Origin of the sequence: Streptomyces cyaneochromogenes (assembly GCF_003963535.1) — a bacterium.
Classification (GTDB): domain Bacteria; phylum Actinomycetota; class Actinomycetes; order Streptomycetales; family Streptomycetaceae; genus Streptomyces; species Streptomyces shaanxiensis.
Genome location: NZ_CP034539.1, coordinates 9,285,368 through 9,311,379 on the forward strand (window position 1 = coordinate 9,285,368; position 26,012 = coordinate 9,311,379).

The 26,012-nt window shown below is 72.3% G+C and carries 22 protein-coding genes; 12 read left to right on the forward strand and 10 right to left on the reverse strand.

Going from position 1 to position 26,012, the window contains the following annotated elements; genetic code table 11:
• The first annotated feature begins 135 nt into the window (after positions 1-135).
• From EJ357_RS41905 to EJ357_RS41915, 3 genes are read left to right on the forward strand one after another with little or no spacing between them, the layout of a single operon-like run.
• Entirely contained in the window at positions 136-420 is a 285-nt protein-coding gene (locus EJ357_RS41905) for an SHOCT domain-containing protein (protein WP_126397214.1), read from the forward strand.
• Positions 417-1,193 (forward strand): ABC transporter ATP-binding protein, encoded by a 777-nt coding sequence (locus EJ357_RS41910; protein WP_126397216.1) that lies wholly within the window; start codon positions 417-419, stop codon positions 1,191-1,193. Before EJ357_RS41905 ends, EJ357_RS41910 begins: the two co-directional genes overlap by 4 nt.
• On the forward strand, positions 1,190-3,751 hold the full coding sequence (locus tag EJ357_RS41915; protein ID WP_126397218.1) for an ABC transporter permease: 2,562 nt from the start codon (positions 1,190-1,192) through the stop codon (positions 3,749-3,751). Before EJ357_RS41910 ends, EJ357_RS41915 begins: the two co-directional genes overlap by 4 nt.
• 32 nt (positions 3,752-3,783) lie before the next feature.
• Here EJ357_RS41915 and EJ357_RS41920 read toward each other — a convergent pair whose 3' ends face one another.
• Positions 3,784-4,326: an ATP-binding protein gene (locus EJ357_RS41920; RefSeq protein ID WP_126397220.1), complete on the reverse strand. Its 543-nt coding sequence runs from the start codon at positions 4,324-4,326 to the stop codon at positions 3,784-3,786.
• A 184-nt stretch (positions 4,327-4,510) separates the two neighbouring features.
• Entirely contained in the window at positions 4,511-4,834 is a 324-nt protein-coding gene (locus EJ357_RS41925; protein ID WP_126397222.1) for a hypothetical protein, read from the reverse strand.
• Positions 4,835-5,174: 340 nt separating this feature from the next.
• On the opposite strand from EJ357_RS41925, the gene cds1 reads away from it, so the two are divergent.
• The gene (gene cds1 / locus EJ357_RS41930) at positions 5,175-6,299 is read left to right on the forward strand and encodes an L-cysteine desulfhydrase Cds1 (RefSeq protein ID WP_126397224.1); all 1,125 of its coding nucleotides are present in this window, start codon (positions 5,175-5,177) and stop codon (positions 6,297-6,299) included.
• A gap of 10 nt (positions 6,300-6,309) precedes the next feature.
• Here the strand turns inward: cds1 and EJ357_RS41935 are convergent, their stop codons facing one another.
• Both EJ357_RS41935 and EJ357_RS41940 read right to left on the reverse strand, forming a co-directional pair.
• Positions 6,310-6,789, reverse strand: a complete 480-nt coding sequence (locus EJ357_RS41935) for an SRPBCC family protein (RefSeq protein ID WP_126397226.1) — start codon at positions 6,787-6,789, stop codon at positions 6,310-6,312.
• 90 nt (positions 6,790-6,879) lie between these two features.
• A complete protein-coding gene (locus EJ357_RS41940) occupies positions 6,880-7,710 on the reverse strand; it encodes a DeoR/GlpR family DNA-binding transcription regulator (protein ID WP_126397228.1) in 831 nt (276 codons plus the stop codon).
• A gap of 291 nt (positions 7,711-8,001) precedes the next feature.
• On the opposite strand from EJ357_RS41940, the gene EJ357_RS41945 reads away from it, so the two are divergent.
• Positions 8,002-10,365, forward strand: a complete 2,364-nt coding sequence (locus tag EJ357_RS41945; protein ID WP_126397230.1) for a hypothetical protein — start codon at positions 8,002-8,004, stop codon at positions 10,363-10,365.
• A gap of 113 nt (positions 10,366-10,478) precedes the next feature.
• On the opposite strand, the gene EJ357_RS41950 is transcribed toward EJ357_RS41945, so the two are convergent.
• From EJ357_RS41950 to EJ357_RS41965, 4 genes are all read right to left on the reverse strand, one after another.
• Positions 10,479-12,914 (reverse strand): right-handed parallel beta-helix repeat-containing protein, encoded by a 2,436-nt coding sequence (locus EJ357_RS41950; protein WP_175647720.1) that lies wholly within the window; start codon positions 12,912-12,914, stop codon positions 10,479-10,481.
• A gap of 109 nt (positions 12,915-13,023) precedes the next feature.
• A complete protein-coding gene (locus EJ357_RS41955; protein WP_126397232.1) occupies positions 13,024-13,629 on the reverse strand; it encodes an Rv1733c family protein in 606 nt (201 codons plus the stop codon).
• Between the two features lie 180 nt (positions 13,630-13,809).
• The gene (locus EJ357_RS41960) at positions 13,810-14,637 is read right to left on the reverse strand and encodes an MOSC domain-containing protein (RefSeq protein ID WP_126397235.1); all 828 of its coding nucleotides are present in this window, start codon (positions 14,635-14,637) and stop codon (positions 13,810-13,812) included.
• A 44-nt stretch (positions 14,638-14,681) separates the two neighbouring features.
• On the reverse strand, positions 14,682-15,116 hold the full coding sequence (locus tag EJ357_RS41965; RefSeq protein WP_126397237.1) for a DUF6643 family protein: 435 nt from the start codon (positions 15,114-15,116) through the stop codon (positions 14,682-14,684).
• Positions 15,117-15,415: 299 nt separating this feature from the next.
• On the opposite strand from EJ357_RS41965, the gene EJ357_RS41970 reads away from it, so the two are divergent.
• Complete coding sequence (locus EJ357_RS41970) at positions 15,416-16,696, forward strand: TerD family protein (protein WP_126400756.1); 1,281 nt, start codon at positions 15,416-15,418, stop codon at positions 16,694-16,696.
• Positions 16,697-16,736: 40 nt separating this feature from the next.
• On the opposite strand, the gene EJ357_RS41975 is transcribed toward EJ357_RS41970, so the two are convergent.
• Positions 16,737-17,930, reverse strand: a complete 1,194-nt coding sequence (locus tag EJ357_RS41975; protein WP_126400759.1) for a glycosyltransferase — start codon at positions 17,928-17,930, stop codon at positions 16,737-16,739.
• 39 nt (positions 17,931-17,969) lie between these two features.
• Here EJ357_RS41975 and EJ357_RS41980 point away from each other — a divergent pair, with 39 nt between their 5' ends.
• Together EJ357_RS41980 and EJ357_RS41985 are read left to right on the forward strand one after the other, a co-directional pair.
• Entirely contained in the window at positions 17,970-18,755 is a 786-nt protein-coding gene (locus EJ357_RS41980) for a glutamate racemase (RefSeq protein WP_126397239.1), read from the forward strand.
• Between the two features lie 105 nt (positions 18,756-18,860).
• Positions 18,861-19,403, forward strand: a complete 543-nt coding sequence (locus EJ357_RS41985; protein ID WP_126397241.1) for a hypothetical protein — start codon at positions 18,861-18,863, stop codon at positions 19,401-19,403.
• A gap of 132 nt (positions 19,404-19,535) precedes the next feature.
• Here EJ357_RS41985 and EJ357_RS41990 read toward each other — a convergent pair whose 3' ends face one another.
• Positions 19,536-20,603 (reverse strand): O-antigen ligase family protein, encoded by a 1,068-nt coding sequence (locus EJ357_RS41990; RefSeq protein WP_126397243.1) that lies wholly within the window; start codon positions 20,601-20,603, stop codon positions 19,536-19,538.
• A 336-nt stretch (positions 20,604-20,939) separates the two neighbouring features.
• Between EJ357_RS41990 and lnt the strand changes: the two genes are divergently transcribed.
• From lnt to EJ357_RS42010, 4 genes are all read left to right on the forward strand, one after another.
• Positions 20,940-22,550 (forward strand): apolipoprotein N-acyltransferase, encoded by a 1,611-nt coding sequence (lnt, locus tag EJ357_RS41995; protein WP_126397245.1) that lies wholly within the window; start codon positions 20,940-20,942, stop codon positions 22,548-22,550.
• Positions 22,551-22,617: 67 nt separating this feature from the next.
• On the forward strand, positions 22,618-23,097 hold the full coding sequence (locus tag EJ357_RS42000) for an NUDIX hydrolase (protein WP_126397247.1): 480 nt from the start codon (positions 22,618-22,620) through the stop codon (positions 23,095-23,097).
• 54 nt (positions 23,098-23,151) lie between these two features.
• Positions 23,152-23,961 (forward strand): 3-hydroxybutyrate dehydrogenase, encoded by an 810-nt coding sequence (locus EJ357_RS42005; RefSeq protein WP_126397249.1) that lies wholly within the window; start codon positions 23,152-23,154, stop codon positions 23,959-23,961.
• 82 nt (positions 23,962-24,043) lie between these two features.
• Entirely contained in the window at positions 24,044-25,987 is a 1,944-nt protein-coding gene (locus tag EJ357_RS42010; RefSeq protein ID WP_126397251.1) for a helix-turn-helix domain-containing protein, read from the forward strand.
• The last annotated feature ends 25 nt before the right edge of the window (positions 25,988-26,012 follow it).

Sequence of the window (26,012 nt, forward strand, 5' to 3'; positions counted from 1 at the left end):
CTCCCCGCGAGGTACGCGCACTGCCGCTGGCCGTACGACGACCCGGACCCCCTCCCGGCGCGAGTCTCGAGACATCACCGAACGACCCGACCGACCTGAACAACCCGACCGAACCGACTCGGGAGATGACTCGAGATGCAGACCCTGGCTCACTTCGCGGACGGCGGCCCCGGCCCCTGGATCCTCCTCTTCCCGCTCATCTGGGCGGCCGTCGTGGTCGGCGGCATCGCGCTGCTGCGCCGCACGGTGTGGCGCGGACGCCGCGGCCCCTGGCGGGCACCCGCCGCGGACGACAACTCGCCCATCACCGTGCTCGGCCACCGCTTCGCCTCGGGCGAGATCGACGAGGACGAGTACTGGCGCCGGCTGTCCGTCCTGGACGAGCAGTTCGGCCGTACGGGCAAGGGCGGTGCGGCATGACGGCCACGACCGCCACCACCATCACGCCGACGGCCGCCCGTGTCGTGGACGCCGTGAAGGTGTACGGCAGCGGCGACACCGTCGTGAGGGCCCTGGACGGGGTGAGCGTCGACTTTCCGGTCGGCCGGTTCACCGCGATCATGGGGCCCTCGGGCTCCGGCAAGTCCACCCTGATGCACTGCGCGGCCGGCCTCGACACCCTCACCTCGGGCACCGCCCACATCGGCGACACCGAGCTGAGCAGCCTCGACGACCGCCGCCTCACCCTCCTGCGGCGCGACCGCGTCGGCTTCGTCTTCCAGGCCTTCAACCTGGTTCCGACGCTGACCGTCGCGGAGAACATCACGCTGCCGCTGGACCTCGCGGGCGGCAAGGGCGGCAAGGGCGACAGCGGCGACGAGGAGTGGCTCGACGCGCTCATCGACGTCGTCGGCCTGCGCGACCGGCTCCACCACCGCCCCTCAGAACTCTCCGGCGGCCAGCAGCAGCGCGTGGCCGTGGCCCGGGCCTTCGCCGGCCGGCCCGACATCGTCTTCGCCGACGAGCCGACCGGCAACCTCGACTCCCGGTCCGGCGAGGAGGTCCTCGGCCTGCTGGGCCGCACGGTGCGCCGGACGGCCCGCACGGTCGTCATGGTCACCCACGACCCGGTGGCTGCCGCCCACGCCGACGAGGTCGTGTTCCTCGCCGACGGGCGCCTGGTCGACCGTATGGAATCCCCGACCGCCGACAAGGTCCTGGACCGCATGAAAGCCTTCGAGGTGCCGTCATGAACGCGTCCGTCCGCCTGAGCGTGTCCTCCCTGCGGGCCCACAAGCGCCGCTTCGCCGGTACGTTCCTCGCGGTGTTCCTCGGCGTCGCCTTCCTCGCCGGCACCCTCGTCATGGGCGACACGCTGCGGGCAAGCTTCGACACCATGTTCGGCAACGCGACCAGCGGCACCGACGCCGTCGTGCGCAGCGCCGACGCCATCACCACGCCCGGCGAGAGCGAGGGCGTGCGCGAGCCGGTCGACACCGACCTGGTCACCACGATCGAGAAGGTCCCCGGCGTCGCGGCCGCCGCGCCCAACATCCAGGGCGCGGGCCAGCTCGTCGGCAGGAACGGCGACCCGATCGGCGGCCAGGGCCCGCCCACCCTCGCCGGCAACTGGATCGCCGACCCGAAGCTCAACGCGTACCAGCTCGCCGAGGGCCACGCCCCGCGCAAGTCCGGCGAGGTCGTCATCGACCGAGGCACCGCCGAACGCGGAGACCTCAGGATCGGCGACACCACGACCCTGCGCACACCCGACCCGGTCAAGGTGACCGTCGTCGGCCTCGCGACCTTCGGCGGCGAGGACGGCATGGCCCAGGTGACCTTCACCGGCATGACGCAGGCCGACGCGGAGAAGTACCTCACCGCGCGGCCCGGCGAGGCGGCGAGCATCCAGGTGCGCGCCGGTCCCGGCGTCGGCCAGCAGGAGCTGGTGGACGCCCTGACTCCCGTACTGCCCAAGGGGGTCGAGGCCATCACCGGTCAGGCGTCGGCCGAGGAGAACACCGACATGATCTCCAGCCAGTTCCTGACCGTCTTCACCACCTTCCTCCTGGTGTTCTCCGGCGTCGCCCTGCTGGTCGCGACCTTCTCCATCCACAACACCTTCGCGATCGTCGTGGCCCAACGCACCCGCGAGAACGCCCTGTTGCGCGCCCTCGGCGCCTCACGCCGCCAGGTCACCGCGTCGACCCTCGTCGAGGCGACGGCCGTGGCCGTCACGGCGTCGGCGGTGGGCCTGGTCGGCGGCATCGGCATCGCGGCGGGGCTCCAGGCGCTGTTCCCGGCGATCGGATTCCCGTTCCCCGAGGGCGATTTGGTCATCAGCGCCCTGTCGATGGCCCTGCCGCTCGCGGTCGGCATCGTGGTCTGCCTGGGCTCCGCCCTCCTGCCCGCCGTACGCGCCGGCCGCACCGCACCGCTGGCCGCCCTGCGTGAGACGGCCGTCGACACGTCCGGCGCCTCCCCCGCCCGTGCGGTCACGGGCCTGGGCCTCCTCGCCCTCGCGGTCGGGGTGACGCTCAGCGGTGTCCTGCTGTCCCCGTCCCTCTGGCTGGCGGGCACCGGCGCCGTCCTCGCCCTGGTCGCCTTCGTGGTCCTCGGCCCGGTCGCCTCCACGACGGCCGTACGTGTCCTCGGCGGCCCCCTCGACCGCCTGCGCGGCGTCACCGGCGCACTCGCCCGGCGCAACGCCCTGCGCAGCCCGAAGCGGACGGCCGCCACCGCGAGCGCGCTGATGATCGGCGTGGCCGTGGTGTCGCTGTTCACCGTGTTCGGAGCCTCGCTGAAGGCGACCATGGACCAGACCGTGTCCCGTTCGTTCGCGGGCGACGTGGCCGTGAGCACCCCGTCGTTCGGCGCGGGCGGCAGCGGCCTGAGCCCGCGGCTCGCCGACGCCGTGCAGCGGCTGCCCGAGGTGGACACGGCCGTCGGCCTCGGCCGGGGAGTCGCGGAAGTCGACGGCAAGGGCCGGGCGCTGACCGTCACCGACCCAGTGGCCCTGGAGCGCACCTTCGACCTCGGCACCGTCCACGGCTCCCTGCGCGACCTCGGCACCGACGGCATCGCCATCACCGAGAAGGAGGCCGACAAGCAGAACCTGACGACCGGCGACAAGGCGCGCCTCACCTTCACCGACGGCCGTACGCAGACCTTCACGGTCCGTGCGGTCTACGGCCAGTCCGAACTCGCCGGCGACTACGTCATCACCCGCGACGCCTGGGCCCCGCACCGCACCCAGGACGCCGACACCCTCCTCGCCGTCTCCTTCGAGGACGGTGTGAGCGCGGACAAGGGCAAGGCCGCGGTGGAGAAGGCCGCGGCCCAGTACGGCAACCCCGAGGTGCAGACCCGGGACGAGTACGCGCAGTCCGCGGCGGGCGGCATCGACATGATGCTCACCCTCGTCTACGCCTTGCTCGCCCTCGCGGTGCTCATCGCCCTCCTCGGCATCGCCAACACCCTCACCCTGGCGATCCACGAGCGCACCCGTGAACTGGGTCTGCTGCGAGCCGTGGGTCAGACCCGTGCCCAGCTGCGCGCGATGGTCCGCTGGGAGTCTGTCCTGGTCGCCGCCTTCGGCACGGTCGGCGGCCTCGCCCTCGGCGCCTTCCTCGGCTGGGTCCTGGTCGAGGCCTCCGACGGCGCGAGCGACAGCGCCTTCGCCTTCGCGATGCCGCCCCTGCAACTGGCGGTGGTGGCCCTGGTCGGCCTCACGGCCGGAGCCCTCGCGGGCCTGCGCCCGGCGCGCCGCGCGGCACGCCTGGACGTGTTGCGGGCGATCGCCACGGAGTGAGACCGCCCTCGCGGGAAGGTGTCACCGCCCGGTCAGCCGACAACGGCCGACCGGGCGGGAGCGTGTTCGGGCCTGCGCAGGTCGACGCGCGGCCCGACCTCGGCGAACCGGCGCGCGGGCTTCTCCACGGCCCGCCGCTGCGGAGGGCGCGCGGTCGCGGGCCGCGCCGCCACGGGTGTCGGCAGCGTGAACCACACGACCTTGCCGGACTCGCCGTCCGGCCGGGCACCCCAGCTCTCGCTGACGGCCGCCACCATCGCCAGACCGCGCCCACAGGTGGCGAGCGCGTCGGCGTCCTGGACGTCCGACACGACCGGCAGCCGCGGGTCGTGGTCGCGCACCGAGACCATGAGCCGGTCGAGCAGCAGCTCGATCTCGACGGTGCACATCTTGTCCGGCCGGGCGTGCTGGTGGACGTTGGTCAACAGCTCGGTCACACCGAGCGCGGCGCGGTCTATCAAGGGATCCAGATGCCAGTAACGCAACTGCGCCGATACGATTCTGCGGACCTGACCGATCCGCGACGGCAGGGCTTGGAGCTCCACCGTGCAGTGCCTGCTTGGGTGACTGATCACGGCTGCGACTCCCCGACTGAAGAGGTCCGGAAGAACACGAAGTACGGATCCAGCAGGGTGCTTGAGGTAAACGGCCGCCTGCTGACGTGGCCGGCGGGCTGGTTCGCAGCGTTATCGCCGGTAAACCCAGAGTGACGTGAGACCAGCGTGACGCAGGGGGTGCGGTACCGCAACTCGCGGTGACTCAGCCCTTACGCCCCGCGGCCTTCCGTACGGCCTCGATGAACCGGCGTGCGGCGGGAGGTCCCGGTTCCCCCGGCGCCGGGTCGTGATCGCCCAGGGTCAGCGAGTAGCGCGTGCCGTTGACGTCGGCCAGCGCCTTGTCGTCCGTGGCGAACCAGGGCTTGGACGCCCGCACCGCCTGCACCGGCGCGCTGTCTATCTCGCTGCCGTAGCTGGTGAGCAACTGCAGCCTGCCGTCGCTGATCCGGACCTGCCCGGCCCGGGTCAGCGAGCGCAGCCGCTTGCCGATCCGCACGCCCGTGGCCGTGAACTCCGGCTCCGCCATGCCCCACCCCCTTGTGCGCGTCGGTGTGCCGGCTCGTTCTGCGTCGGTGTGGCCGGCCCTGGTCGTGATCCAGTGTGCCCCCGTCCGGGATCGTCGTCCCGTCCGGTGCAGTCTGCCCGCGCCATGCGTCAAGCACCAGTACGCACGTCACGCCTGACCGGGGGCGTTCGGAGCACTCGCGTGAATGCGCCCCCACCAGTCCCGTGAGACCACCGGTCCAGGGATGCCTTTGAGGCTCCCAAAGGTGTGTTTATGCAGGTGAGAAGCGTGCGGAAGATGTTTATGCTCGAAGCGACGGCAGCGCGAGTCGGCCCTGCCGCACAGCACGAGGAGCAGCGCCGTGAGCACCGTCCAGCAGACCCCGTCCGGCGTGACCCTCGACGTCGACCACAGTGACGCGGCCTACCGCGCCTGGCTGAAAGAAGCCGTGCGCAAGGTCCAGGCCGACGCCAACCGTTCGGCCGACACCCATCTGCTGCGCTTCCCGCTGCCTGAGCAGTGGGGCATCGACCTGTACCTGAAGGACGAGTCGACCCACCCGACCGGCAGTCTCAAGCACCGGCTCGCCCGCTCGCTCTTCCTCTACGGCCTGTGCAATGGCTGGATCCGGCCGGGCCGCCCGGTGATCGAGGCGTCCAGCGGCTCGACGGCCGTCTCCGAGGCGTACTTCGCGAAGCTGATCGGCGTGCCCTTCATCGCGGTCATGCCGCGCACGACGAGCGCCGAGAAGTGCCGCCTCATCGAGTTCCACGGCGGGCAGTGCCACTTCGTGGACGACTCACGCAAGATGTACGAGGAGTCCGCCCGCCTCGCGGTCGACACCGGCGGCCACTACATGGACCAGTTCACCTACGCCGAACGGGCCACGGACTGGCGCGGCAACAACAACATCGCCGAGTCCATCTTCCGCCAGCTGCGCCTGGAACGGTTCCCGGAGCCCGCGTGGATCGTCGCCACGGCCGGCACCGGCGGCACCTCCGCGACCCTCGCCCGGTACGTCCACTACATGCAGCACGACACCCGCATCTGTGTCGCCGATCCGGAGAACTCGTGTTTCTTCGAGGGCTGGACCACCGGCGATCCGGACGTCACCTGCGACTGCGGCTCCCGCATCGAGGGCATCGGCCGGCCGCGCATGGAGCCGAGCTTCGTCCCGGGTGCCATCGACCGGATGATGAAGGTCCCGGACGCGGCGAGCGTGGCCGCGGTGCGGGCCCTGGAGCAGGCCATCGGCCGCAAGGCGGGCGGCTCGACGGGCACCTGCCTGTGGAGCGCGCTGAAGATCGTCGCCGAGATGGTGGCCGAGGGGCGGCGGGGGAGCGTGGTGACACTGCTGTGCGACCCGGGCGACCGCTACCTCGACAAGTACTACTCGGACGCCTGGCTGGCCGAGCAGGGCCTGGACATCGCGCCGTACGCGGCGGCCATCGAGCAACTGCTGGCCACCGGCGTGTGGCCGGAGTGACCAGCGAGCCTCATGCGCTCGCGGACGCCAGCCGCCGGTCCAGCGCGGTCATCGCGCCGCGGAACGTCCGGCCCAGGCCCGCCCGGGCGAGGCCGAAGGCGAACCGGAACGGCGCCGTGCCGTCCACCGCGAACGTCCACTGCACCCGCGTGCCCGTCCCCGCCGGCGCGAGCCGCCACTCCTCGACCATGGCCCGCGCCCCCGGCGCGTTGGTGACGTCGACACGGTAGGCGTACACCTCGGGACTCTTCGCGGCGAGGATCGTCTCCTCGAAGCGCGTACCGCCGCGGAGCCGCACCTCGCGCCGGGCCCCGTCGTCCAGCGGCCGGGCCAGCGCCACCGCCGAGAACCACTCGGACCAGCCCGGAACGTCCTCGGCGAGCGCGTGGAACACCGGCTCCGGGGAAGCGGAGATCTCCCGGGCGAAGACGAGCCGTACGGGCGCGCGCTCGACGAAGTCGAGCCCCACCTCGCGCAGCAGGTGAGCCATGGACGAAACCCCCTATGCCGACGCCGCTCTGGGCAGCGTCACCATAGCTGGCGCCCCGTCAGATGTCTGCACCGCCGGACGCCCCCGACCTCAGACGTCGTCATCCTCGTCGGGCTCGCCCGCCACCACCAGCCGCCGCAGATGCTCCGAGATCTCCGAGCGCGCGTCGGCCGCGAGCCCGGCGTCCGTCACGAGCGTGTCGACCTGCTCCAGCGCCGCGAACGAACTCAGCCCCACCACACCCCACTTGGTGTGGTCGGCGACCACCACGACCCGGCGTGCCGACTGCACCAGACGCCGGTTGGTCTCGGCCTCCGCGAGGTTCGGCGTGGACAGGCCGGCCTCGACCGATATCCCGTGCACACCGAGGAACAGCACGTCGAAGTGGAGCGTCGCGATCGCCTGGTCGGCCACCGGACCCACCAGCGAGTCGGACGGGGTGCGCACCCCGCCGGTCAGCACGACCGTCGCCGCGCCCTGCCGGGGGCCCGTCGTGCGCTGCGCGGCGTGGAAGACGTCGGCGACCCGCACCGAATTGGTGACGACGGTCAGGTCCGGCACGTCCACCAGCTGGTGCGCCAGCGCGTACGTCGTCGTACCGCCCGACAGCGCGATCGCGCTGCCCGCCGCGACCAGGTCGGCCGCGGCCCGCGCGATGTCCTCCTTGGCCGTCAGCTCCAGACCCGACTTGGCCTCGAAGCCCGGCTCGTGCGTACTCGCCTCGACCACCGGGACCGCGCCGCCGTGCACCTTCTCCAGCACGCCCTGCCGGGCGAGTGCGTCGAGATCGCGGCGCACCGTCATGTCCGACACGCCGAGCTTGCGGGTCAGCTCATTGACGCGTACCCCGCCTCGGCGCCGTACCTCGTCCAGGATCAGGGCGCGCCGCTGCTCCGCGAGGAGGTTCTGATTCTCACTCACGTACGCTCCGGTCCTTTCGCCTCATCCGTTCGACACACCCTGCGCAACCCCTCCGACAAGGACATTCTCGCCGCTCCCGGTGCGCGGGACGACCCATCCTCGCACGGGTCGGCACCGGTCGCGCCACTGGCTGTCACGACGCGCGCATGTCATTTCGGCATCGCCTGTTCCGCTGTTCTTCACGCGGATCGGGGAGATTCCGTGACGAGAGGTGTAGAGCCCCCTCTCCGGGGAGATCCTTGTGCCCGCACGGACAGAAGCCAAGGGCTCGTCACGGGGGAAGTGCGAACAGTGGAACGTGCGCAGGAACGCGCCGCCGAGATCAACGGAGCGGACGCGGCGACAGGTGGTCCCGGCAGACCTGCCGTCGCGGGTGCCGAGAGTGCCGGGACAGCCCTGGAACTCCTGGTCCACGGGGTCGGCGGCACGACACCGCAGGAGATGCTCGACGATCCGCGGACCGTGCGGATCACCGGCGACGACACCGCCGCCGTGTTCCGGCGGGCCGAGGACGTCGACGCGGAGGACCGGCCGGACGACTACCGGGGCAAACCGGTGCCCGAGGCCTACGTCTGGTGCAACCTCACGTCCGGGAACAGCGCCCGCGCCCTGTGGCTGCTGTTGCTGCCGTTCATGGTGGTCAACCTCGCCCACTGGATGCGCCCCACCGCACGCGGCCGCGAGCGGACGGTACGTCTCTACGGCCTGCTCGTCCGGCTGGCCGGACTGACGCTGACGGTGCTGCTCGTCGCGGCCGCCTGCGAGGTCGCCCTGGACCTCACGGCCTGGCAGTGCGCGGGCACGCGCGCGTGCGCCGAGCGGCACAGCTGGCTCGGCTTCCTGTCGCCCGTGGCCTCCGAGGGCGGCTGGTGGAGCCACCCGGGCCGCAGGCTCGCTCTCGCCGCCCTGGTGCCCACCGCGCTGACCGGCCTGCTCTGGTACCTCTCCCGCCGCACCTGGAGCGCCTACGAGTCCCAGCAGCCGATGTCCCGCGAGCCCGAGCCCGACGAGGTCTCCGGCCGCACCTCCCTGGGCCGCCCCGGCTTCTGGTACGGCCGTCGCCTGGTCGCCCGGCTGCGTGCCGCGCACACCGCGGCCGGCCTGCTGACGGTCACCGCGGCCGTCGGCTCGGCCGCCGCACGCTTCGACCGGCGGCCCGGCGGGCCCGCGCTGCTGGACACGCTGGGGTGGCTCCTGCACGCGGCGGTGATCGCCGGGGCGACCGTGGTGGTGTGGGTGGTCTGCCGCCGGGGCCGCAGCGAGAACCGGCTCGACCAGGAACTCGACGAGCGTCTCGTACGACGTCTCCCGCTCGCCTCCCTCGTCCTGCTCGCGCTCGCCCTCGTCTACGCCGGTTGGGACCGCCCGGGCTGGCAGTCGGCGGACCGTCTCCCCGGCGACCCCACTTTCGGAGCCATCGCTTTCCTCCAGGGCCTGATCGTCATCGTCCTCGCCGTGGTCGCCCACCTCCTGCACCGCACCGATCCCGACCCGCGCGCCGCGATGCGGGGCCTGGGCGGACCGGCCGTGGCGATGCTGGCCTGCGCCCTCGGTGGCGTGATGTCCGGCGGCGTGTCCCAGCGGGTGGCCGACTGGCTCGACGGCACGGGCACCTCCATCGCGGGTCCGCCGGTCCTGCTGACCTGGCAGGCCTCTGTCATCCCACCGCTGCTGGTCCTGCTCCTGCTGCTCTGCGGCTGGCTGGCATGGCGGGCCTGGCGGCTGCGCCGCACCGAGCTGGGCACGGTGGAGCTCGACTACGCCGCCGAGCCCCGGGACACGGCACGGACCCGTCGTATCGCGAGCACGCGCGCGATGGCCACGCTCACCGACCGCGCCCCTCTCGTCGTCGCCGCCACCTCCACCGCGACGCTGCTCCTGGGCGCCGGAGCCCTGGTCGGCGCCCTGACGAGTGACCAGACACCGAGCCAGGCCGCCGAGGGGGCGTACGCCTTCGTCCACGGCGGCGCGCAGACCGCGCAGGCGCTGGGCTCCTGGCTGATCGGCGTCGGCTTCATACTGTTCGTCACCTGGGGCAGGCGTGCCTACAAGGACGCCTCCGCGCGGCGCACCATCGGCATCCTGTGGGACGTCGGCACCTTCTGGCCGCGCGCCGCACACCCCTTCGCGCCGCCCTGTTACGCCGAACGTGCGGTCCCCGACCTGACCTGGCGGATGGCGACCTGGACCCGCGCCGAGGAGGGCCGCCGCCTCGTCATCTCCGGGCACTCCCAGGGCAGCGTGCTCGCGGCCGCGGCGACCTGGCAGCTGACGCCCGCCGACCGCAAGCGGGTCGCGCTCCTTACCTACGGCTCCCCGCTGGAACGCCTCTACGGCCGCTGGTTCCCCGCCCACTTCGGCCCGGCCGCGCTCACCTCCCTGCACGCCGAGGTCGACTGCTGGCGCAACCTCTACCGGATCACCGACCCCATCGGCGGCCCGGTCCGCCTGCCCGGCGACTGCGGCCCCGAGGTGGACCATGACCCCCTCAAGGACCCCCTGGCCTACGGCCGCACCCCCGAACACCCCCTGCCCGCCCCCATCCTCGGCCACGGCGAGTACCAGGCGGACCCGGAGTTCGCGAAGGAACGGCAGAAGCTGCTGGAACGGCTGAGGCCGGAGGTACCGGGGCAGCGGCCGGAGTCCGCACCGTAGGGAATCGAACGACTGGACGGCAGCCGTGTGCAGGATGTGCGCCCCGGTGAGCGAGGGAAAGGGAGGCGCATGCGGGGGTTCGTGCAGGTGGTCCTGCAGACGGCCCCTCCTCGTCAGGGCAGCTCCGGCAGGTCCTCCGCGTACAGCAGGGTCAGGTCGTCCGTGCTCGGCTCCTCCAGCTGGGCGACCCGGCCGGCGTGCCGTTCCACCATCGCCTCGAAGGTCTGGCGTGCCGTGCGGCCGTTGCCGAACGCCGGGCCCTTGGGGATCGCCGTGAAGTACTTCAGCAGGGCCTCGGCGAGGCCCGGGCCGAGCCGGTACTCGTGCTCCTCGGTCTGCTGCTCCACGATCCGCAGCAGCTCGTCGGGGCCGTAGTCGCTGAAGGTGATGGTCCGTGAGAAACGGGACGCCACACCGGGGTTGACCGACAGGAAGCGCTCCATCTCGGCCGTGTAGCCCGCGACGATCACCACGACCGCGTCCCGGTGGTCCTCCATCAGCTTCACCAGCGTGTCGATGGCCTCCTTGCCGAAGTCCCGGCCCGAGTCCTCCGGCGACAGCGCGTACGCCTCGTCGATGAACAGCACACCGCCGCGCGCCTTGTCGAAGGCCTCCTGGGTGCGGATCGCCGTGGAGCCGATGTGCTCGCCGACCAGGTCGACGCGGGACACCTCGACCAGGTGGCCCTTCTCCAGGACGCCCAGGGAGGCGAGGATCTCGCCGTAGAGGCGGGCGACCGTCGTCTTGCCCGTGCCGGGGGAGCCGGTGAAGACCAGGTGGCGCTTGACCGACGCCGCCTTCAGGCCCGCCTGCTGACGGCGCCGGCCCACCTCGATCATGTCGGTGAGGGCGCGCACCTCCCGCTTGACGCTGTCCAGGCCCACCAGCGCGTCCAGTTCACCGAGGACGGCCTTGGAGGTCCGCGCCGACGCCTCGGGCTGCGAGGCGGCGATGAGCGGCTCCTGCTCGGTCGAGCGCTGGCCGGGGATCGCGCCGAGGAGACTGGGGGACTGGTGCGCCGTCTGCACGGCGGGTTCCGGCGTCGGCTGCCTCAGGCCCGCGCTCTCGTCGCTGGTGCAGTCCTCCACGTCCGGGCCCGCCCCGGAGGCCGCGTCCGGGCCGCCGTCCGCGAACTCGTAGCCGCCGCGCGCGCACCGCTCCGTACGGCACTTCTTGAGTGTCGTACGGCACCCGTCGATCACATGGAAGCCGTAGCCGGCGCTGCCCCGCACCCGGCAGTTCAGGAAGGTGCCCCGGCCGCCCGCCGAGACGTAGAACCCGGCCTCCGTCGGGGAGTCGACCGTGCAGCGCTCGATGGTGGGGTCGGCGCCCTTGGTGACGATCACGCCGGTCTGGTTGCCGTCCAGGGTGCAGTTGTTGAGCGTGCCGCCGCTGCCGTGGTCGCGGAACCAGGCGCCCGTCGCCGCGTCCCGGATACGGCAGTCGTCGAGCTGGGCGGTCGCGCCGTCGCTCACCGACACGGCCGTGTTGCGCACCTGGGACAGGTCGCTGTCGACGACGTCGGCGCGCGAGCCGCGGTCGAGGACGAACAGGGCGTCCGGCACGTCGTGCACCCGGCAGGAGTCCAGTACGGCGGTCGCGCCGTCGCTGACCCACACCGCCGGGTAGTCGCCCGTGCTGTCGAAGATCTCGCACTGGTTGGCGTCCACGCGCGTGCCCGGGTCCCACACCGACAGGCCGTTGCGCCCGAACTGACGCACCGTCGTGCGGGTCAGCGTGAGCACGGAGCGGGAGCGCAGGTCGACCGCGTTCTCCGGGATGTCGTGGATACGGCAGTCCGCCAGCGTCAGCACGGCGTCCGTGTCGAGCGTGACGCCGTCGGAGGTGGTGCGGTGAACGTCGCAGTCGGTGAGGTGGGCGGTGGCCCGGCCGGTGATCTGGACACCGGATCCCCTCACCTCGTAGACCTCGCAACCCACCGCTTCCAGCGCGGAGTTCTCACCGGTCGCCGTCAGCCCCGAGCCCGACGCGTGATGGACCCGGCAGCGCTCAAGACGGGGGTGGGCGCCGCCGCGCACCGCGATGCCCGCCTGGCCGGCCGCGACCACCTCGCACTCCTCGAACACCCCGCCCCCGCCGTCGAGTACGGCGATACCGATGCCCGCGGGGTTGTCGACGGTGCAGCGCCGCACGGTCGGCCGCGCGCCGCCCCGCACCTCGATCCCCGCCGCGGACCGTGTGACGATCCGGACGTCCGACAGCTCCGGGGTGCCCTCCTCCACGAGCAGCGCGGGCGCCGCCGCGTCCTGGCCCTCCACGTGCAGGTCCTGGACCACGGCCGAGGCACGCACCGTCAGCGGCACACCGTCGAGCGGCGCGATACGCACCGAGCCCGGAGAGCCCTCGGGGCCCCGCAGGGTCACCGCCCGCTGGACGACGAGGTTCTCCCGGTAGGTGCCGGGGGCGACGGTGAGGACGTCACCGTCGGCCGCGGCCTCCAGGGCGGCGGCGAGCGACGCGTACTCACCCGTGCGGCGCCGCCACCGCGATGTGCCGGTGTGCGTCACCTGGACCGTGCCCTGTGCCATGGCGTTGATGTGCCCCCACCTCGTAGTACGCGGGTTTTGCTGCCGAAGAGTTCGGCCGGTCCACCGTAGCGTGCGCGCGGACGGTGGGTTGACCAGAGCGGGAAGGCCGTCAGCAGCCGGTGCCGGTCCGGCCCCAGTCCGGACCTGCCTTGTCCCATGCCTGGTCCCAACGCGCGTACCGGCGACGGACCATGCGCCAGACGACCAGGCGTCTGCAGCCCTCGACGATGCCGATGGCGAGGATCGCCGCGCCGAACCCGGCAAGCACCGCGTGCGTCGCCGCTGTCGCGGAGTCCAGCGGGCGGGCCACCGTGCGGCCCTGCCGGTCCGTCCACAGCGTGAAGCGGTCGCCGGGCTGGGGGGAGTCCAGGCTCGTCATGACCGCTGCCCGGTGGGCGCTGCCGTCCGGTGCGGTCCAGTCGGCGACGACGCGGGTGCGCATGTCCCGGCCGGTGGAGGCCTCCGGGTCCACGTCCAGCTGGGAGCCCCCCGCCTTGCGGACCACGGTCGCCGTCACCAGGTGCCGGGACGCGCGCTGTTCTCGGACGGACTTCTGCAGGGTGCCCTGGGCGAGGCCGCCGATCAGTGAGCCGGCCAAGGGAGCGACGACCAGGATCAGCAGCAGGGCGCCGAGGGCGACCCAGGCCTCGAGCAGATCGGTCGTACGGCGCAGCGGATTGTGCCGCCAGCGCCAGAGTCCGCTGATCGCCCGCATCGTCCGGCCACCCCCTTCCCGCTCCGTGATAACCCGTGGCAGAGCCGTTCATCCGAGGGCCCGGTGAAGAGAGAGCGAAATCACCTGCGCCCGGGACCTCTCATGAACTTCTCACGCACAGCCCAACGAGCGGGCCCCCGGCCCCGGTTCCCGCATGTCGTCGCTCCGGCGGGATCCTTCTCAGTCGAGGATGGTGACCGGGTCGCCGACCCGGATCGTGCCGCGGGACAGCGGCACCAGGTTCTGGCCGAACACCAGCTTGCCGTCGAGGCGCCGGTGCCTGCCCAGGGTGTGCAGGGGCTCCCTGCCGCGATCGGCGGTGCCCTGGTCGGTCGTGGTCACCACGCACCGGCCGCACTTCTTCGGGACGCGGAAGGCGACCTCGCCGATGGCGACCCGTGACCAGCCGTCCTCGGCCCAGGCCGCGGTGCCCGACACGACCACATTGGGCCGGAAACGGTTCATCGGCAGCGGGCCCTCGCCGGCGTGATCACCCTGAGCGATCAGGGAGTTGAGGGCGTCGAGCGAGCCTGCCGTGGTGAGCAGCAGCGGATAACCGTCGGCGAAGGAGACCGTCTCGCCCGGCAGCGCGTACTCCGGGTCGACCGGGCGGCGCGTGGCGGGGTCGTCCATGTGCGCGAGGCGCACGTCCACGCCGAGGAAGTCACTGAACCAGGCATGCGCGGCGTCGTCCTCGGCGAGAACCGCCTCGACCTTGTCCCGGAAGATCTCCACCGGCACCGTGCCGACCCGCCGGGGTACGGGCACCGTCAGGGGATCCATGCCGGGCGCGGACAGCCGAACGCCGCCACCGGGCAGAAGCTCGGCGGCGGCCAGCGCGAGGCGCGGTCGCTGGCGCTGCGTCACGACCTTTCCCCCGTCGTCGATCAGCGCCCAGCGTCGGTCTCCGGCCAGCCCCCAGGGCTCCACGACGACCTCCCGGGGCGCGATGCCCCGGCATGCCTTGACCGGATGAAGGTGAATCGACTGCAGTTTCGCGTGCCCCATGAGGTCATCGTGCCAGGTGGCGCCGACAGCCCGGGGCACACGGGTCAGTAGCCGCGGTACTGCTGGTTGTTGTACGGGTCCTGGTAGGGAGCCGCGGCGGGGCGGGGAGCCGCGGGGCGCATCGCCTCGTAGCCCGTGCCGCCGGGCGCCACCGGCCGAGGCTGCTGAGCCTGCGGACCCGGATAGCCGCGCGGAGCGGCCGCCTGCTGCGGGATGTACGCAGCGGGTGCCTGCTGTAGCGGAGCGGGCTGCTGCGTCTGCGGATAACCGTAGGAGGGCTGGGAGGGGGCCGCCGGGAGGGCCGGCAGGGCCGTGGGCAGCGCGGGCAGGTTGCCGCCCGGCATGTCGTACGCGGCGGGCACCCGGATCGGTGCGATCTGCGGGGTGCCACGCTCGGCCACGAGCGAGTCGTAGATCGGGGTGTCCGGGAAGGAGGCGGAGTAGTAGCCGCCGCCATAAGTGGAGCGGGGGGAGGTCATGGCGCATACGTTAAGCCCACGATGTGCTGGTTGGGGAGACCGATAAGAGGGTTGTTTTATGTGCCCGCAGTGACGGCGGATCCCCAATGCGAGCGAACTTGTCAAAAAGGGACGCCAATCCGCGTTCGGATCGTGTAAATGCCGAGTTCCGAGCGGGTTACCGGCGGTTGGCCACCGGTCTTCCTGTGCTCCACGTGGGAGTTAGCTGTCGCGGGGAATAGGTTGACTCTGTAGAAGAACCCAATGGGCGGCCGGGACATGCCTGGCGCGGTGATCCGTAAGTGGGGGCGTGCATGTCAATGCCGAAGGGGTCGAATGCACCTGTGCCGACGACGGCACTGAGGGTCGAATTGGGCTGGCGCTCCGGAACGGGTGTGCCCGACGCGGACGCCTCGGCGCTGTTGCTGGTCAGTGGAAAGGTGCGCTCCGACGGGGACTTCGTCTTCTACAACCAGCCCGAGCACTCCTCCGGCGCCGTCCGGCACGAGGGCAAGCGGGACGCCGGCGGCCGGGTGACCGACACCCTGCTCGTCGACCTCGCGCGCGTGGAGCCCGCGATCGAGACCGTCATCCTCGCCGCCTCCGCGGACGGCGGCACGTTCGGCCAGGTGCCGGACCTCTGCATCGAGGTGAAGGACGCCGCTCAGGGCACCGTCGTCGCTCGTTTCGACAGTATGGGCGCCGGCGTGGAAACCGCTTTCGTGCTCGGTGAGTTCTACCGCCGCCAGGGCGCCTGGAAGTTCCGCGCCGTCGGCCAGGGCTACAGCAGCGGCCTCGAGGGCCTCGCCACCGACTACGGCATCACCGTCGACGAGCCCCAGCAGGCGGCCCCCGCCGCGCCGCCCACGGCCCCACCGGTCACGCCCCCGGCGACCATGCCCCCACCCATGGCCCCGCCCGCCGTGCCGCCGGTTCCGCCGCCCGTTACCCAGGCGCCGCCCGTCAGGCTGAGCAAGGTGACGCTCACCAAGACGGCCCCCTCCGTCTCGCTGACCAAGCAGGGCGGCACCTCGGGCGCCATGCGCGTGAACCTCAACTGGCAGGTGCGCAAGCAGTTCTCGGGCTGGGCGAGCAAGCTGGGCCGCCCGGTCGCCATGCACAACGACCTCGACCTCGACCTGTGCGCCCTGTACGAGCTCGCCGACGGCAGCAAGGGCGTCGTCCAGTCCCTGGGCAACGCCTACGGCGCCCTGCGGCAGCCGCCGTACATCCACCTCGACGGCGACGACCGCACCGGCGCGGTGTCCAGCGGCGAGAACCTCACCATCAACCTCGACCACCAGCGGGCCATCCGGCGCATCCTGATCTTCGTGACCATCTACGAGGGGGCGCGTTCCTTCGCCGACCTGCACGCCACGGTCACGCTCACGCCGCAGTTCGGCGCCCCGATCGATTTCTCGCTCGACGAGTGCACGGTGCCCTCGACGGTGTGCGCGCTCGCCCTGATCACCAACACCGGCAGCGACCTCGTCGTCCAGCGCGAGGCCCGCTACCTGGTGCCCGAGCGCGGAGTGAGCCCGCAGCGCACGGTCGACCACGCCTACGGGTGGGGCATGAACTGGACGCCCGGCCGCAAATAGCCCGAGCGCACATCGTCTGATCGTCTGAGAGGGCGGCTGATCAGCCCTCGTCGGGCACGGCGTCCGGACGCGTGTAGGTGCGCCCCTTCCAGGCCGCCCCGCGCCCCCGGTAGTGCTGCACCGCGGAGTCGACCGTCATGAGGAGATAGAGGAACGCGGTGAACGGCAGCAGCGGAGCGAGCCACAGCGGCTGGCTGTAGTAGCGGAGAATGGGCACGTACGTCCCTGCCATCACCAGCCATGCGAGACCGCCGGCGGCCGCGGTCACCCAGTCCCCGCCGACCGCCCCCGTGATCACGGCGGCGGGCGGGACCAGATACACCAGCGCGAGCCCGGCGACCGTCCCGGCGAGCACGAGCGGGTTGTGCCGCAACTGCGCGTACGCGCTGCGCGAGACCATCCGCCACAGGTCGCCCAGCCGCGGATACGGGCGCACGCTGTCCACCCCCTCGGCCAGCCCCAGCCAGATGTGACCGCCGCTGCCTTTGACCGCCCGCGCGAGCGCCACGTCGTCGATGACCGCGTGCCGGATGGCGTCCGGGATCCGCGCCCGCTCCGCGGCCTCCGTGCGCAGCAGGACGCAGCCGCCCGCCGCGGCCGCCGTGCGCGTTCCCTTCCTGCCGATCCGGCGGAACGGATACAGCTGCGCGAAGAAGTACACGAAGGCCGGCACGACCAGCCGCTCCCACAGGCTCTCCACCCGCAGCCGGGCCATCTGCGAGGTGACGTCGAATCCGCCGGTGCGCGCGGCGGCGACCAGTTCCCGCAGGCTGTCGGGCGCGTGCGCGATGTCGGCGTCCGTCAGCAGGAGGTACTCGGGCTCACGCGCGCGTGCCAGGCCGATGCCGTGCCGCACCGCCCAGAGCTTGCCCGTCCAGCCCGCGGGCGGCTCGCCGGGGGAGTCCACCGTCAGGGGAAGCCCGCCGTGCCGCCGCGCGAGGTCGCGCGCCAGATCCCCGGTGCCGTCCGAACTGCCGTCGTCGACGAGGAAGATCTCCGCGCGTCCCGGATAGTCCTGGGCGAGCAGCGACGGCAGGCTCGCGGGCAGCACCGCGGCCTCGTCGCGTGCCGGTACGACGACGCCGACCGACGGCCAGTCGACCGGTTCCGTGCGATGCGGCAGTCTGACGTCCGTACGCCAGAAGAAGCCCTGGCAGAGCAGCAGCCACAGCCAGGCGGCGAGTGATCCGGTGGCGGTCCACGCGATGGCGCTCACGCGCGCAGTCTGCCCCACGGGAGCGGCCCGCAAGGGCCCATCGTCTATCGTGGCCGGGTGAAGATCGCGCTGATGGACTCCGGAATCGGATTGCTGGCGGCAACCGCCGCGGTACGGCGACTGCGTCCCGACGCAGATCTCGTGCTCTCCCTCGACCCGGACGGCATGCCCTGGGGCCCGAGGACCTTCGAGGACCTCACCCAGCGCGCCGTGGACGTCGCGGACGCCGCCGCCGCGCACCGGCCCGACGCTCTGATCATCGGCTGCAACACCGCGACCGTGCACGCCCTGCCCACCCTCCGCGCCCGCCTCGAACCCGCCATTCCGGTCATCGGTACGGTCCCGGCGATCAAGCCGGCCGCGGCCGGCGGTGGCCCCTTCGCGATCTGGGCCACGCCCGCCACCACCGGCAGCCCTTACCAGAGGAACCTCATAAAGGACTTCGCCGACGGCGTGAGCGTCACCGAGGTGCCGTGCTTCGGGCTGGCCGAGGCGGTCGAGCACGCGGACGAGACCGCGATCGAGGCCGCCGTCGCGGCAGCCGCCGCACTGACCCCCGAGGACGTGACGACCGTCGTCCTGGGCTGCACGCACTACGAGCTCGTCGCCGACCGCATCCGCACGGCCGTCCAGCGCCCCGGCTTCCCGCCCCTCGTGCTGCACGGCTCCGCCGGAGCGGTCGCCGCGCAGGCGCTGCGCCGCCTCGGCGAGCAGCCTGCACCCGGCGCCGCACCGAACGGCACCCTGACGGTCCTGCTGAGCGGCCGCGAGGGCCCCCTGCCCGCGCCCGCTCTCGCCTACGAGGAAGGCCGTCTCCTGCAGGCGATCAGCCCCGCACGGTGACCAACGGTCACCAGACGGATGCTGGCGGTCCGGCCTGGACCGGTCGGCGCAGTCACCCTGTGCGACGCGGTACCGGCGCAGCGAAACCTGAGTAGTCTCATAGCTATGAGGGACCATCCCCACGGCGGTAAACCGCACCCCGATGTCTGGACCGGGCGGGCGACCAACCGGGTCCAATGGCTGCTGGCGCTCGTCGGCGCCGCCTGCATGGCGCTCGGGATCGAGCTCGCCGTCGACTCACCGTGGAACGACGGCATCGCCCCGCTCGTCATGGCCGTCGTCGGCTGCATCGCCGCCGGGCTGCTGGTCCTCTTCGGCACTCTGGCCTTCGTGCACGTCGCCCTGAGGGTCGACAAGGAATGCCTCGAGGTGCGCTGCGGCCACATCGGCGTGCCGCGCCGCCGCATCCCCCTCTCCGAGGTCGAGGGCGCCGACTTCGTCGAGCATGTCACTCCGCGCCACTGGGGCGGCTGGGGCTACCGATGGCGGCCCGAGAAGGGCACCGCCGTCGTCGTACGGCGCGGCGAGGGCCTCGTGCTGCGGCTGTGGGACGGCCATACGTTCACGATCACCGTGGACGACGCCGAAGCGGCCGTACGGGTGATCAGGGACCGGCTGCGGGCGCGGGCGCCCGGCGCGGCGCACTGAGCCGTCAAGGGGCGCTGCCCGTCAGGGTGGTGTGAGGCCGTCAGGGCGGACTCACTACAAGGGTCCGGTTGTCACTGTGGGGGAGCGCCACGGGAATCATGTCCGACGGCGGACACTGCGCCGCAGATCGGCTCATGGCGCCAGTCGGTCGCCACGCGCGCGTGCGTCGATCTCGCGCTCCGACGATCCGTCGGCGAGCGGCCGCGCCGTGGCCAGCCCGGCCAGCAGTCCGGCGCCCACCGACACCGAGGTGAAGCTGAGCGCGTTGCCGACGGCGGCGATCGCCGCCACCGCCGTCAGGGCGGCGCCCGCGGTCAGGGCGACCGGGGTGGGGCGCGCGGTACGCCACAGCGCGAACAGCATCCAGCAGAAGGCGGCCGCCAGCAGGATCACGCCGGCGACTCCCTGTTCCGCCGCCTGTTGCAGGGGTGCCGAGTGCGGCTTGCCGTCGGGCAGCGCCGCGTCGGTGACCGTCGTACTGAGCTCCCCGAAGCGTCCCGGACCCACGCCCACGGCGAGGTCCTCGTGCGCCAGGTCCAGGGCGTCCCGCCACAGCTGGATCCGGTGCTGTGTCAGCTGACCCTCCAGCCAGGAGGCGAATCCGTCGGGCACCGCGTTCGCGGCGACCGCCCAGGTCAGGCCGGTGACCGCGGTCGCGGCCAGCGCCAGTCCGGCGATGCCGACGCCGCGATGGCGCAGGTGCCCGGCGGCGAGCGAGCACAGTATGACGGCGGTGCAGGTGACGAAGCCGGTGGTCGAGCCGAGGACGGCCGCCGTCACCGCGATTCCGAGTGCCAGCGCGCGCAGGGCCAGGCGCAGGAGAGCTGCCGAGGCGGCCCAAGCGGCGCAACAGGCGGCACCGACGGCGAGGGTCAGCACGGCGGCGGTGGCCCCGGCCTGTCCGAGCGGGGCGACGATCTGCGGCCCGGGGGACAGCTGCGGGACGGTCAGCGTCAGGCCCACTCCGGCCAGCGCCCCGGCGCAGGGCGCGGCGACCGGCAGGAGCGCCCCGCTGATCCGGCCCGCGGCGTAACCGGCGGCCACGGCGAGGATCGCCAACAAGACACCCTCGGGACGGCCGCCGGTCACGGCAGCCGAGATCAACGACCACGTGGCGCAGGCCCCCAGCACGACCACGCCCGCAGCGTCAGAAACGTTTCGTCTGTCGCTGTCCTCACCTGGACCAACCGCAGACGTCATCCCCGTGACATCCACCCCGCCCCCCGAACCTGGTCCCCCGACCTGTGACGGACCCCGGCCACCCGGACCTGATCGGCCGGTACGACTGAGGCTCCGGCATACCGTAACGGCTTATGGCCGGTTTGTGGACGTGTCGTGCAGGAACGATGAGGCAGGGGCGGGCGGAGGGGGGCGGGAGGCCCGGAGGTTCGGAGGCCCGCGCGCAGTGGAGCCTCGCCGTGGAACCGTTGGGGCATACGCCCACGTGGGGCCTGCGTCGCCTGGGGCCGGCGTCTCAAGATCGCTGCCGTCGGACCGCGCTGTCGGTGCTGAGGCCGACCGCCGTACACTCCCGGAGTGACCGTCACCGCAACTTCCGTGGGCGAGTCGGACCAGCTGCAGCCGCAGATCGCGCCCGCCTCGCGCGCGGCACGGCTCGTGCGCCTGGTTCCGGCCCTCGCCGCGGCGCTCTCCGGAGTGCTGCTCTACGTCAGCTTCCCGCCGCGCACCCTGTGGTGGCTGTCCCTGCCGGCCTTCGCCGTCTTCGGCTGGGTGCTGCGCGGCCGCAGTTGGAAGGCGGGTCTGGGCCTCGGCTATCTCTTCGGCCTCGGCTTCCTGCTGCCGCTGCTGGTGTGGACCGGAGTGGAGGTCGGGCCGGGCCCGTGGCTGGCGCTGGTCGTGATCGAGGCGGTCTTCGTGGCACTGGTGGGCGCGGGAGTCGCCGCGGTGTCGAAGCTGCCGGGCTGGCCGGTGTGGGCGGCGGCACTGTGGATCGCCGGAGAGGCGGCACGCGCGCGTGCGCCGTTCAACGGCTTCCCCTGGGGCAAGATCGCGTTCGGCCAGGCCGACGGCGTCTTCCTGCCGCTCGCCGCGGTGGGCGGCACCCCGGTGCTCGGCTTCGCGGTCGTCCTGTGTGGCTTCGGCCTCTACGAGGTCGTACGTCTGGCCGTGGAGCACAGGCGCACCCGGGCCGTACGGCGGTCCGCCGCGGCCGTGGCCCTGCTGAGCGTGGCCGTACCGGTCGTGGGTGCCGTGGCCGCGCGGCCACTGGTCAGCGACAAGGCCGAGAACGGCACCGCGACCGTCGCGGTCATCCAGGGCAACGTCCCGCGCGCGGGACTGGACTTCAACGCCCAGCGGCGCGCCGTGCTGGACTATCACGCACGGGAGACCGAGCGGCTGGCCGCCGAGGTCAAGGCGGGCAAGGTCGCCCAGCCCGACTTCGTGCTGTGGCCCGAGAACTCCTCCGACATCGACCCCTTCGCCAACCCCGACGCGCGCACCGTCATCGACGGAGCCGCCAAGGCCATCGGTGTGCCCATCTCCGTGGGCGGTGTCGTGGAGCGGGACGGCAAGCTGCTCAACGAGCAGATCCTCTGGGACCCGGTCAAGGGACCGGTCGACACCTACGACAAGCGTCAGATCCAGCCGTTCGGCGAGTACCTGCCGCTGCGCTCGCTCGTCGGGGCGATCAACGAGAACTGGACCTCGATGGTCCGCAAGGACTTCAGCCGCGGCAGCGAGCCGGGCGTGTTCACCATGGACGGCGCCAAGGTCGGCCTCGTCACCTGCTACGAGGCGGCCTTCGACTGGACCGTCCGCTCCGAGGTCGTCGACGGCGCGCAGATGATCTCCGTACCGAGCAACAACGCGACCTTCGACCGCAGCGAGATGACCTACCAGCAGCTCGCCATGTCCCGGGTCCGCGCCGTCGAGCACAGCCGCACCGTCACCGTTCCGGTGACCAGCGGCGTCAGCGCGATCATCATGCCGGACGGCAGGATCACCCAGAAGACCGGCATGTTCGTGGCCGACTCGCTGGTCCAGAAGGTGCCGCTGCGCTCCTCCGAGACCCCCGCCACGCGGCTCGGCATCCTGCCGGAGATCGCCCTGCTGCTGGTCGCTGCCGGCGGACTCGGCTGGGCGATCGGTGCGGGCGTGCGCGGGCGGCGCGCCGCCGAGGTGTAGCCGTACGCCGGTGGCAACGCCCCCGAACTCGCCGGGGCGTTGCCACCGGCCCGTTAGGGTCGGAGTCATGGCTACTCCTGACTTCATTCGTACGATCCGGGCCTCCGCCGGTCACCAACTGCTGTGGCTTCCCGGGGTCAGTGCCGTCGTCTTCGACGACGAGGGCCGGGTCCTGCTGGGGCAGCGCGCGGACAACGGCAAGTGGACGGTGATCAACGGCATCCCGGAGCCCGGCGAGCAGCCCGCCGTCTGCGCGGTGCGGGAGGTGTACGAGGAGACCGGTGTCCGGTGTGTCGCCGAGCGGGTCGTCCTCGTCAGGTCCGGGAACGAGGTCACCTACCCCAATGGCGACACGTGCCAGTTCATGGACATCACCTTCCGCTGCCGGGCCGTCGGTGGCGAGGCACAGGTGAACGACGACGAATCCCTGCAGGTCGGGTGGTACGACGTGGACGCGCTGCCCGCGATGGACGAACGTCAGCTGTTCCGGATCAAGCAGGCACTGTCCGATGAACCCACGTGGTTCGAACCTATGACTTCGGGCTGAAGTATGGGCTGAGCCCATATGTGGGCAGGCGAGGGTGCTGCCTAGGGTCGAGCCATGACCCCGCCCAGCGCTATCCCGCCCCAAGGCTCCTCCAGCACTCCCGCGCTCGACCTCGGCGGCCGCACGGCCCTTGTCACCGGTGCTGCCGGTGGCATCGGCCGTGCCTGTGCGCTTCGGCTCGCTGCCGCCGGGGCCAAGGTGAGAGCGGTCGACCGGGACGGCGCGGGCCTGGAAACACTGGCCGAAGGAGCCCGGACCCTCGCGGGGGCGGTCGAGCCGCACGTCCTGGACCTCACCGACCTGGACGCCGCCGAACTCGCGGCCGCCGGTACCGACATCCTCGTCAACAACGCCGGCCTGCAGCTGGTGCGCCCCATCGAGGAGTTCCCGCCCGACGTCTTCCACACGGTGCTCACCGTGATGCTGGAAGCGCCCTTCCGGCTCATCCGTGGCGCCCTGCCCCATATGTATGGGCAGGGCTGGGGTCGGATCGTCAATGTGTCCTCGGTCCATGGGTTGCGCGCATCGGCATTCAAGTCGGCCTATGTGGCGGCCAAACATGGTCTGGAGGGACTCTCCAAGACCGCCGCCCTGGAGGGAGCGCCTCATGGCGTCACCTCGAACTGTGTGAACCCCGCCTATGTGCGCACCCCGCTGGTCGAGAAGCAGCTCGCCGACCAGGCCCGGGCGCACGGCATCCCCGAGGAGCGGGTGCTGTCCGAGGTGCTGCTGCAGGACAGCGCGGTCAAGCGGCTCATCGAACCCGAGGAGGTCGCCGAGGCCGTGGCGTACCTGTGCGGTCCGCAGGCGTCCTTCGTGACCGGCACCTCACTCGTACTCGACGGTGGCTGGACCGCTCACTGAACGTGGTGCGTCGAACTTCGGTCGACTTCCGGGTTATCCACAGGGCTGACGGGCTGGCGGTGCGATGAGCAATCCTGTGGGCATGTCCCGCGATCACCTGCAGTCCGCCGAGCGTTCCGCCCCTGCCGGGGCGTCCCCCAGCAGTGTCGAGGCGCCGTTCCTCGAACTGCTGGCCCGGGGCGCGTCCGTCGACGCCTACGAACAGCCGGTGCTGCTCGCCCGCGCCGAGGGCAGAGCGGCCGAGCGGATCGTCGCCCTCGAACAGGCCAAGCTGCTCGCGCTGCGGGTGCGCTCGGAGCTCGAGGGGCGGCGCAGGCGGGAGGCCGAGCTGTCGGCGCTCTTCGAGACGGCCCACGACCTGGCGGGCCTGCGGGATCTGGACGCCGTGCTGCAGGCGATCGTGCAGCGCGCCCGGTCGCTGCTCGGCACGGACGTCGCCTATCTCAGCCTGAACGACCCGGCCAGAGGCGACACCTATATGCGGGTGACCGAGGGCTCGGTCGCCGCCCGGTTCCAGCAGCTGCGGCTCGGCATGGGCGAGGGCCTCGGTGGCCTCGTCGCGCAGACCGCCCGCCCCTATGTCACCGACGACTACTTCAAGGACGGCCGCTTCCAGCACACCCTCGCCATCGACGCCGGCGTGCGCGACGAGGGGCTGGTCGCCATCCTCGGCGTGCCCCTGATGCTGGGACACCATGTCATCGGCGTCCTCTTCGCGGCGGACCGGCGTGCCCGGGTCTTCGAGCGGGAGCAGATCGCGCTGCTGGGCTCCTTCGCCGCGCTCGCCGCGGCCGCCCTCGACACCGCGAACCTGCTCACCGAGACCCGCTCGGCCCTCGCCGACCTGGAACGGGCCAACGAGATCATCCGGGACCGCAGCGCGGTCATCGAACGGGCCTCGGACGTCCACGACCGGCTCGCCGAACTCGTGCTGCGCGGCGGCGGGGTGCACGACGTCGCCGCCGCTGTCTCCGAAGTCCTCGACGGCACCGTCGAGTTCGCCGACGCCGGCGCCGCACCGGCCGGGGCGGTGGAGGTCTCCCGCGCGGAAGGCCACGCCGTGCGGCACGGCGACGACTGGATCGCCGCAGTGGCCGCGGGCGGCGAACTACTCGGCGCGCTGGTGCTGCGCGGCCATCCCGGGCTCGACCCCGTCGACCAGCGCACACTGGAGCGGGCCGCGATGGTCACCTCCCTGCTCCTCCTCGCCCGGCGTTCCGCCGCCGAGGCCGAACAGCGCGTACGGGGCGAGCTGTTGGACGACCTGCTCGACGCCCGCGACCGCGACCCACGTCTGCTGCGCGAACGCGCGTCACGGCTGGACGCCGACCTCGACGCCACCCATGTCGTCCTCGCCGCCCGCCTCGACTCCGCCCCGGCCGACGCCGACCAGGAGGCGGCCGCCCGCAGACGCCTGTGGTCCGCCGCGTCCCACCTCGCCGCGACCCGGCACGGTCTGGCCGCCGCACGAGACGGCGGCACGGTGCTGCTCCTGCCGCTCGAAGCCGGGGACACGGCCACCGCCCTGGCCCGCCGCACCGCCCGGCACCTCGGCACCGCCGTCCACGAGGCCGTCACGGTCGGCGCCTCCGCCCCGGTCGAGGACCTGGCCGCGCACCCCGACGCGGTGGCCGCCGCCTACGACGAAGGCCTGCGCTGCCTCGACGCCCTGCGCAAGCTCGGCCGCTCCGGAGACGGTGCCGCAGCCGAGGACTTCGGGTTCCTGGGTCTGCTGCTGGCGGGGGACCGGGACATCGCGGGCTTCGTCGGCCGTACGATCGGCCAGGTCGTCGCGTACGACGAACGACGCGGCACCGACCTGCTGCGCACCCTCGACGCGTACTTCGCCTGCGGGATGAGCCCGGCTCGCACCAAGGACGAACTGCACGTCCATGTGAACACGGTCGCCCAGCGCCTGGAGCGCGTCGGCCGCCTCCTCGGCGACGACTGGCAGAGCCCCGCCCGCGCACTGGAGATCCAACTGGCCCTGCGACTGCACCGGTTGTCGGCACCGGCACAGAGCTGACCCCCGCACGCACGGGCGTACGAGG

Bases quoted from the DNA above. Each gene is read 5' to 3' on its own strand.
- EJ357_RS41905 (WP_126397214.1), top strand. From the start codon at position 136: ATGCAGACCCTGGCTCACTTCGCGGACGGCGGCCCCGGCCCCTGGATC.
- EJ357_RS41910 (WP_126397216.1), top strand. From the start codon at position 417: ATGACGGCCACGACCGCCACCACCATCACGCCGACGGCCGCCCGTGTC.
- EJ357_RS41915 (WP_126397218.1), top strand. From the start codon at position 1,190: ATGAACGCGTCCGTCCGCCTGAGCGTGTCCTCCCTGCGGGCCCACAAG.
- EJ357_RS41925 (WP_126397222.1), bottom strand. From the start codon at position 4,834: ATGGCGGAGCCGGAGTTCACGGCCACGGGCGTGCGGATCGGCAAGCGG.
- EJ357_RS41935 (WP_126397226.1), bottom strand. From the start codon at position 6,789: ATGGCTCACCTGCTGCGCGAGGTGGGGCTCGACTTCGTCGAGCGCGCG.
- EJ357_RS41950 (WP_175647720.1), bottom strand. From the start codon at position 12,914: ATGGCACAGGGCACGGTCCAGGTGACGCACACCGGCACATCGCGGTGG.
- EJ357_RS41955 (WP_126397232.1), bottom strand. From the start codon at position 13,629: ATGCGGGCGATCAGCGGACTCTGGCGCTGGCGGCACAATCCGCTGCGC.
- EJ357_RS41960 (WP_126397235.1), bottom strand. From the start codon at position 14,637: ATGGGGCACGCGAAACTGCAGTCGATTCACCTTCATCCGGTCAAGGCA.
- EJ357_RS41965 (WP_126397237.1), bottom strand. From the start codon at position 15,116: ATGACCTCCCCCCGCTCCACTTATGGCGGCGGCTACTACTCCGCCTCC.
- EJ357_RS41970 (WP_126400756.1), top strand. From the start codon at position 15,416: ATGCCGAAGGGGTCGAATGCACCTGTGCCGACGACGGCACTGAGGGTC.
- EJ357_RS41985 (WP_126397241.1), top strand. From the start codon at position 18,861: ATGAGGGACCATCCCCACGGCGGTAAACCGCACCCCGATGTCTGGACC.
- EJ357_RS41990 (WP_126397243.1), bottom strand. From the start codon at position 20,603: ATGACGTCTGCGGTTGGTCCAGGTGAGGACAGCGACAGACGAAACGTT.
- EJ357_RS42000 (WP_126397247.1), top strand. From the start codon at position 22,618: ATGGCTACTCCTGACTTCATTCGTACGATCCGGGCCTCCGCCGGTCAC.
- EJ357_RS42005 (WP_126397249.1), top strand. From the start codon at position 23,152: ATGACCCCGCCCAGCGCTATCCCGCCCCAAGGCTCCTCCAGCACTCCC.
- EJ357_RS42010 (WP_126397251.1), top strand. From the start codon at position 24,044: ATGTCCCGCGATCACCTGCAGTCCGCCGAGCGTTCCGCCCCTGCCGGG.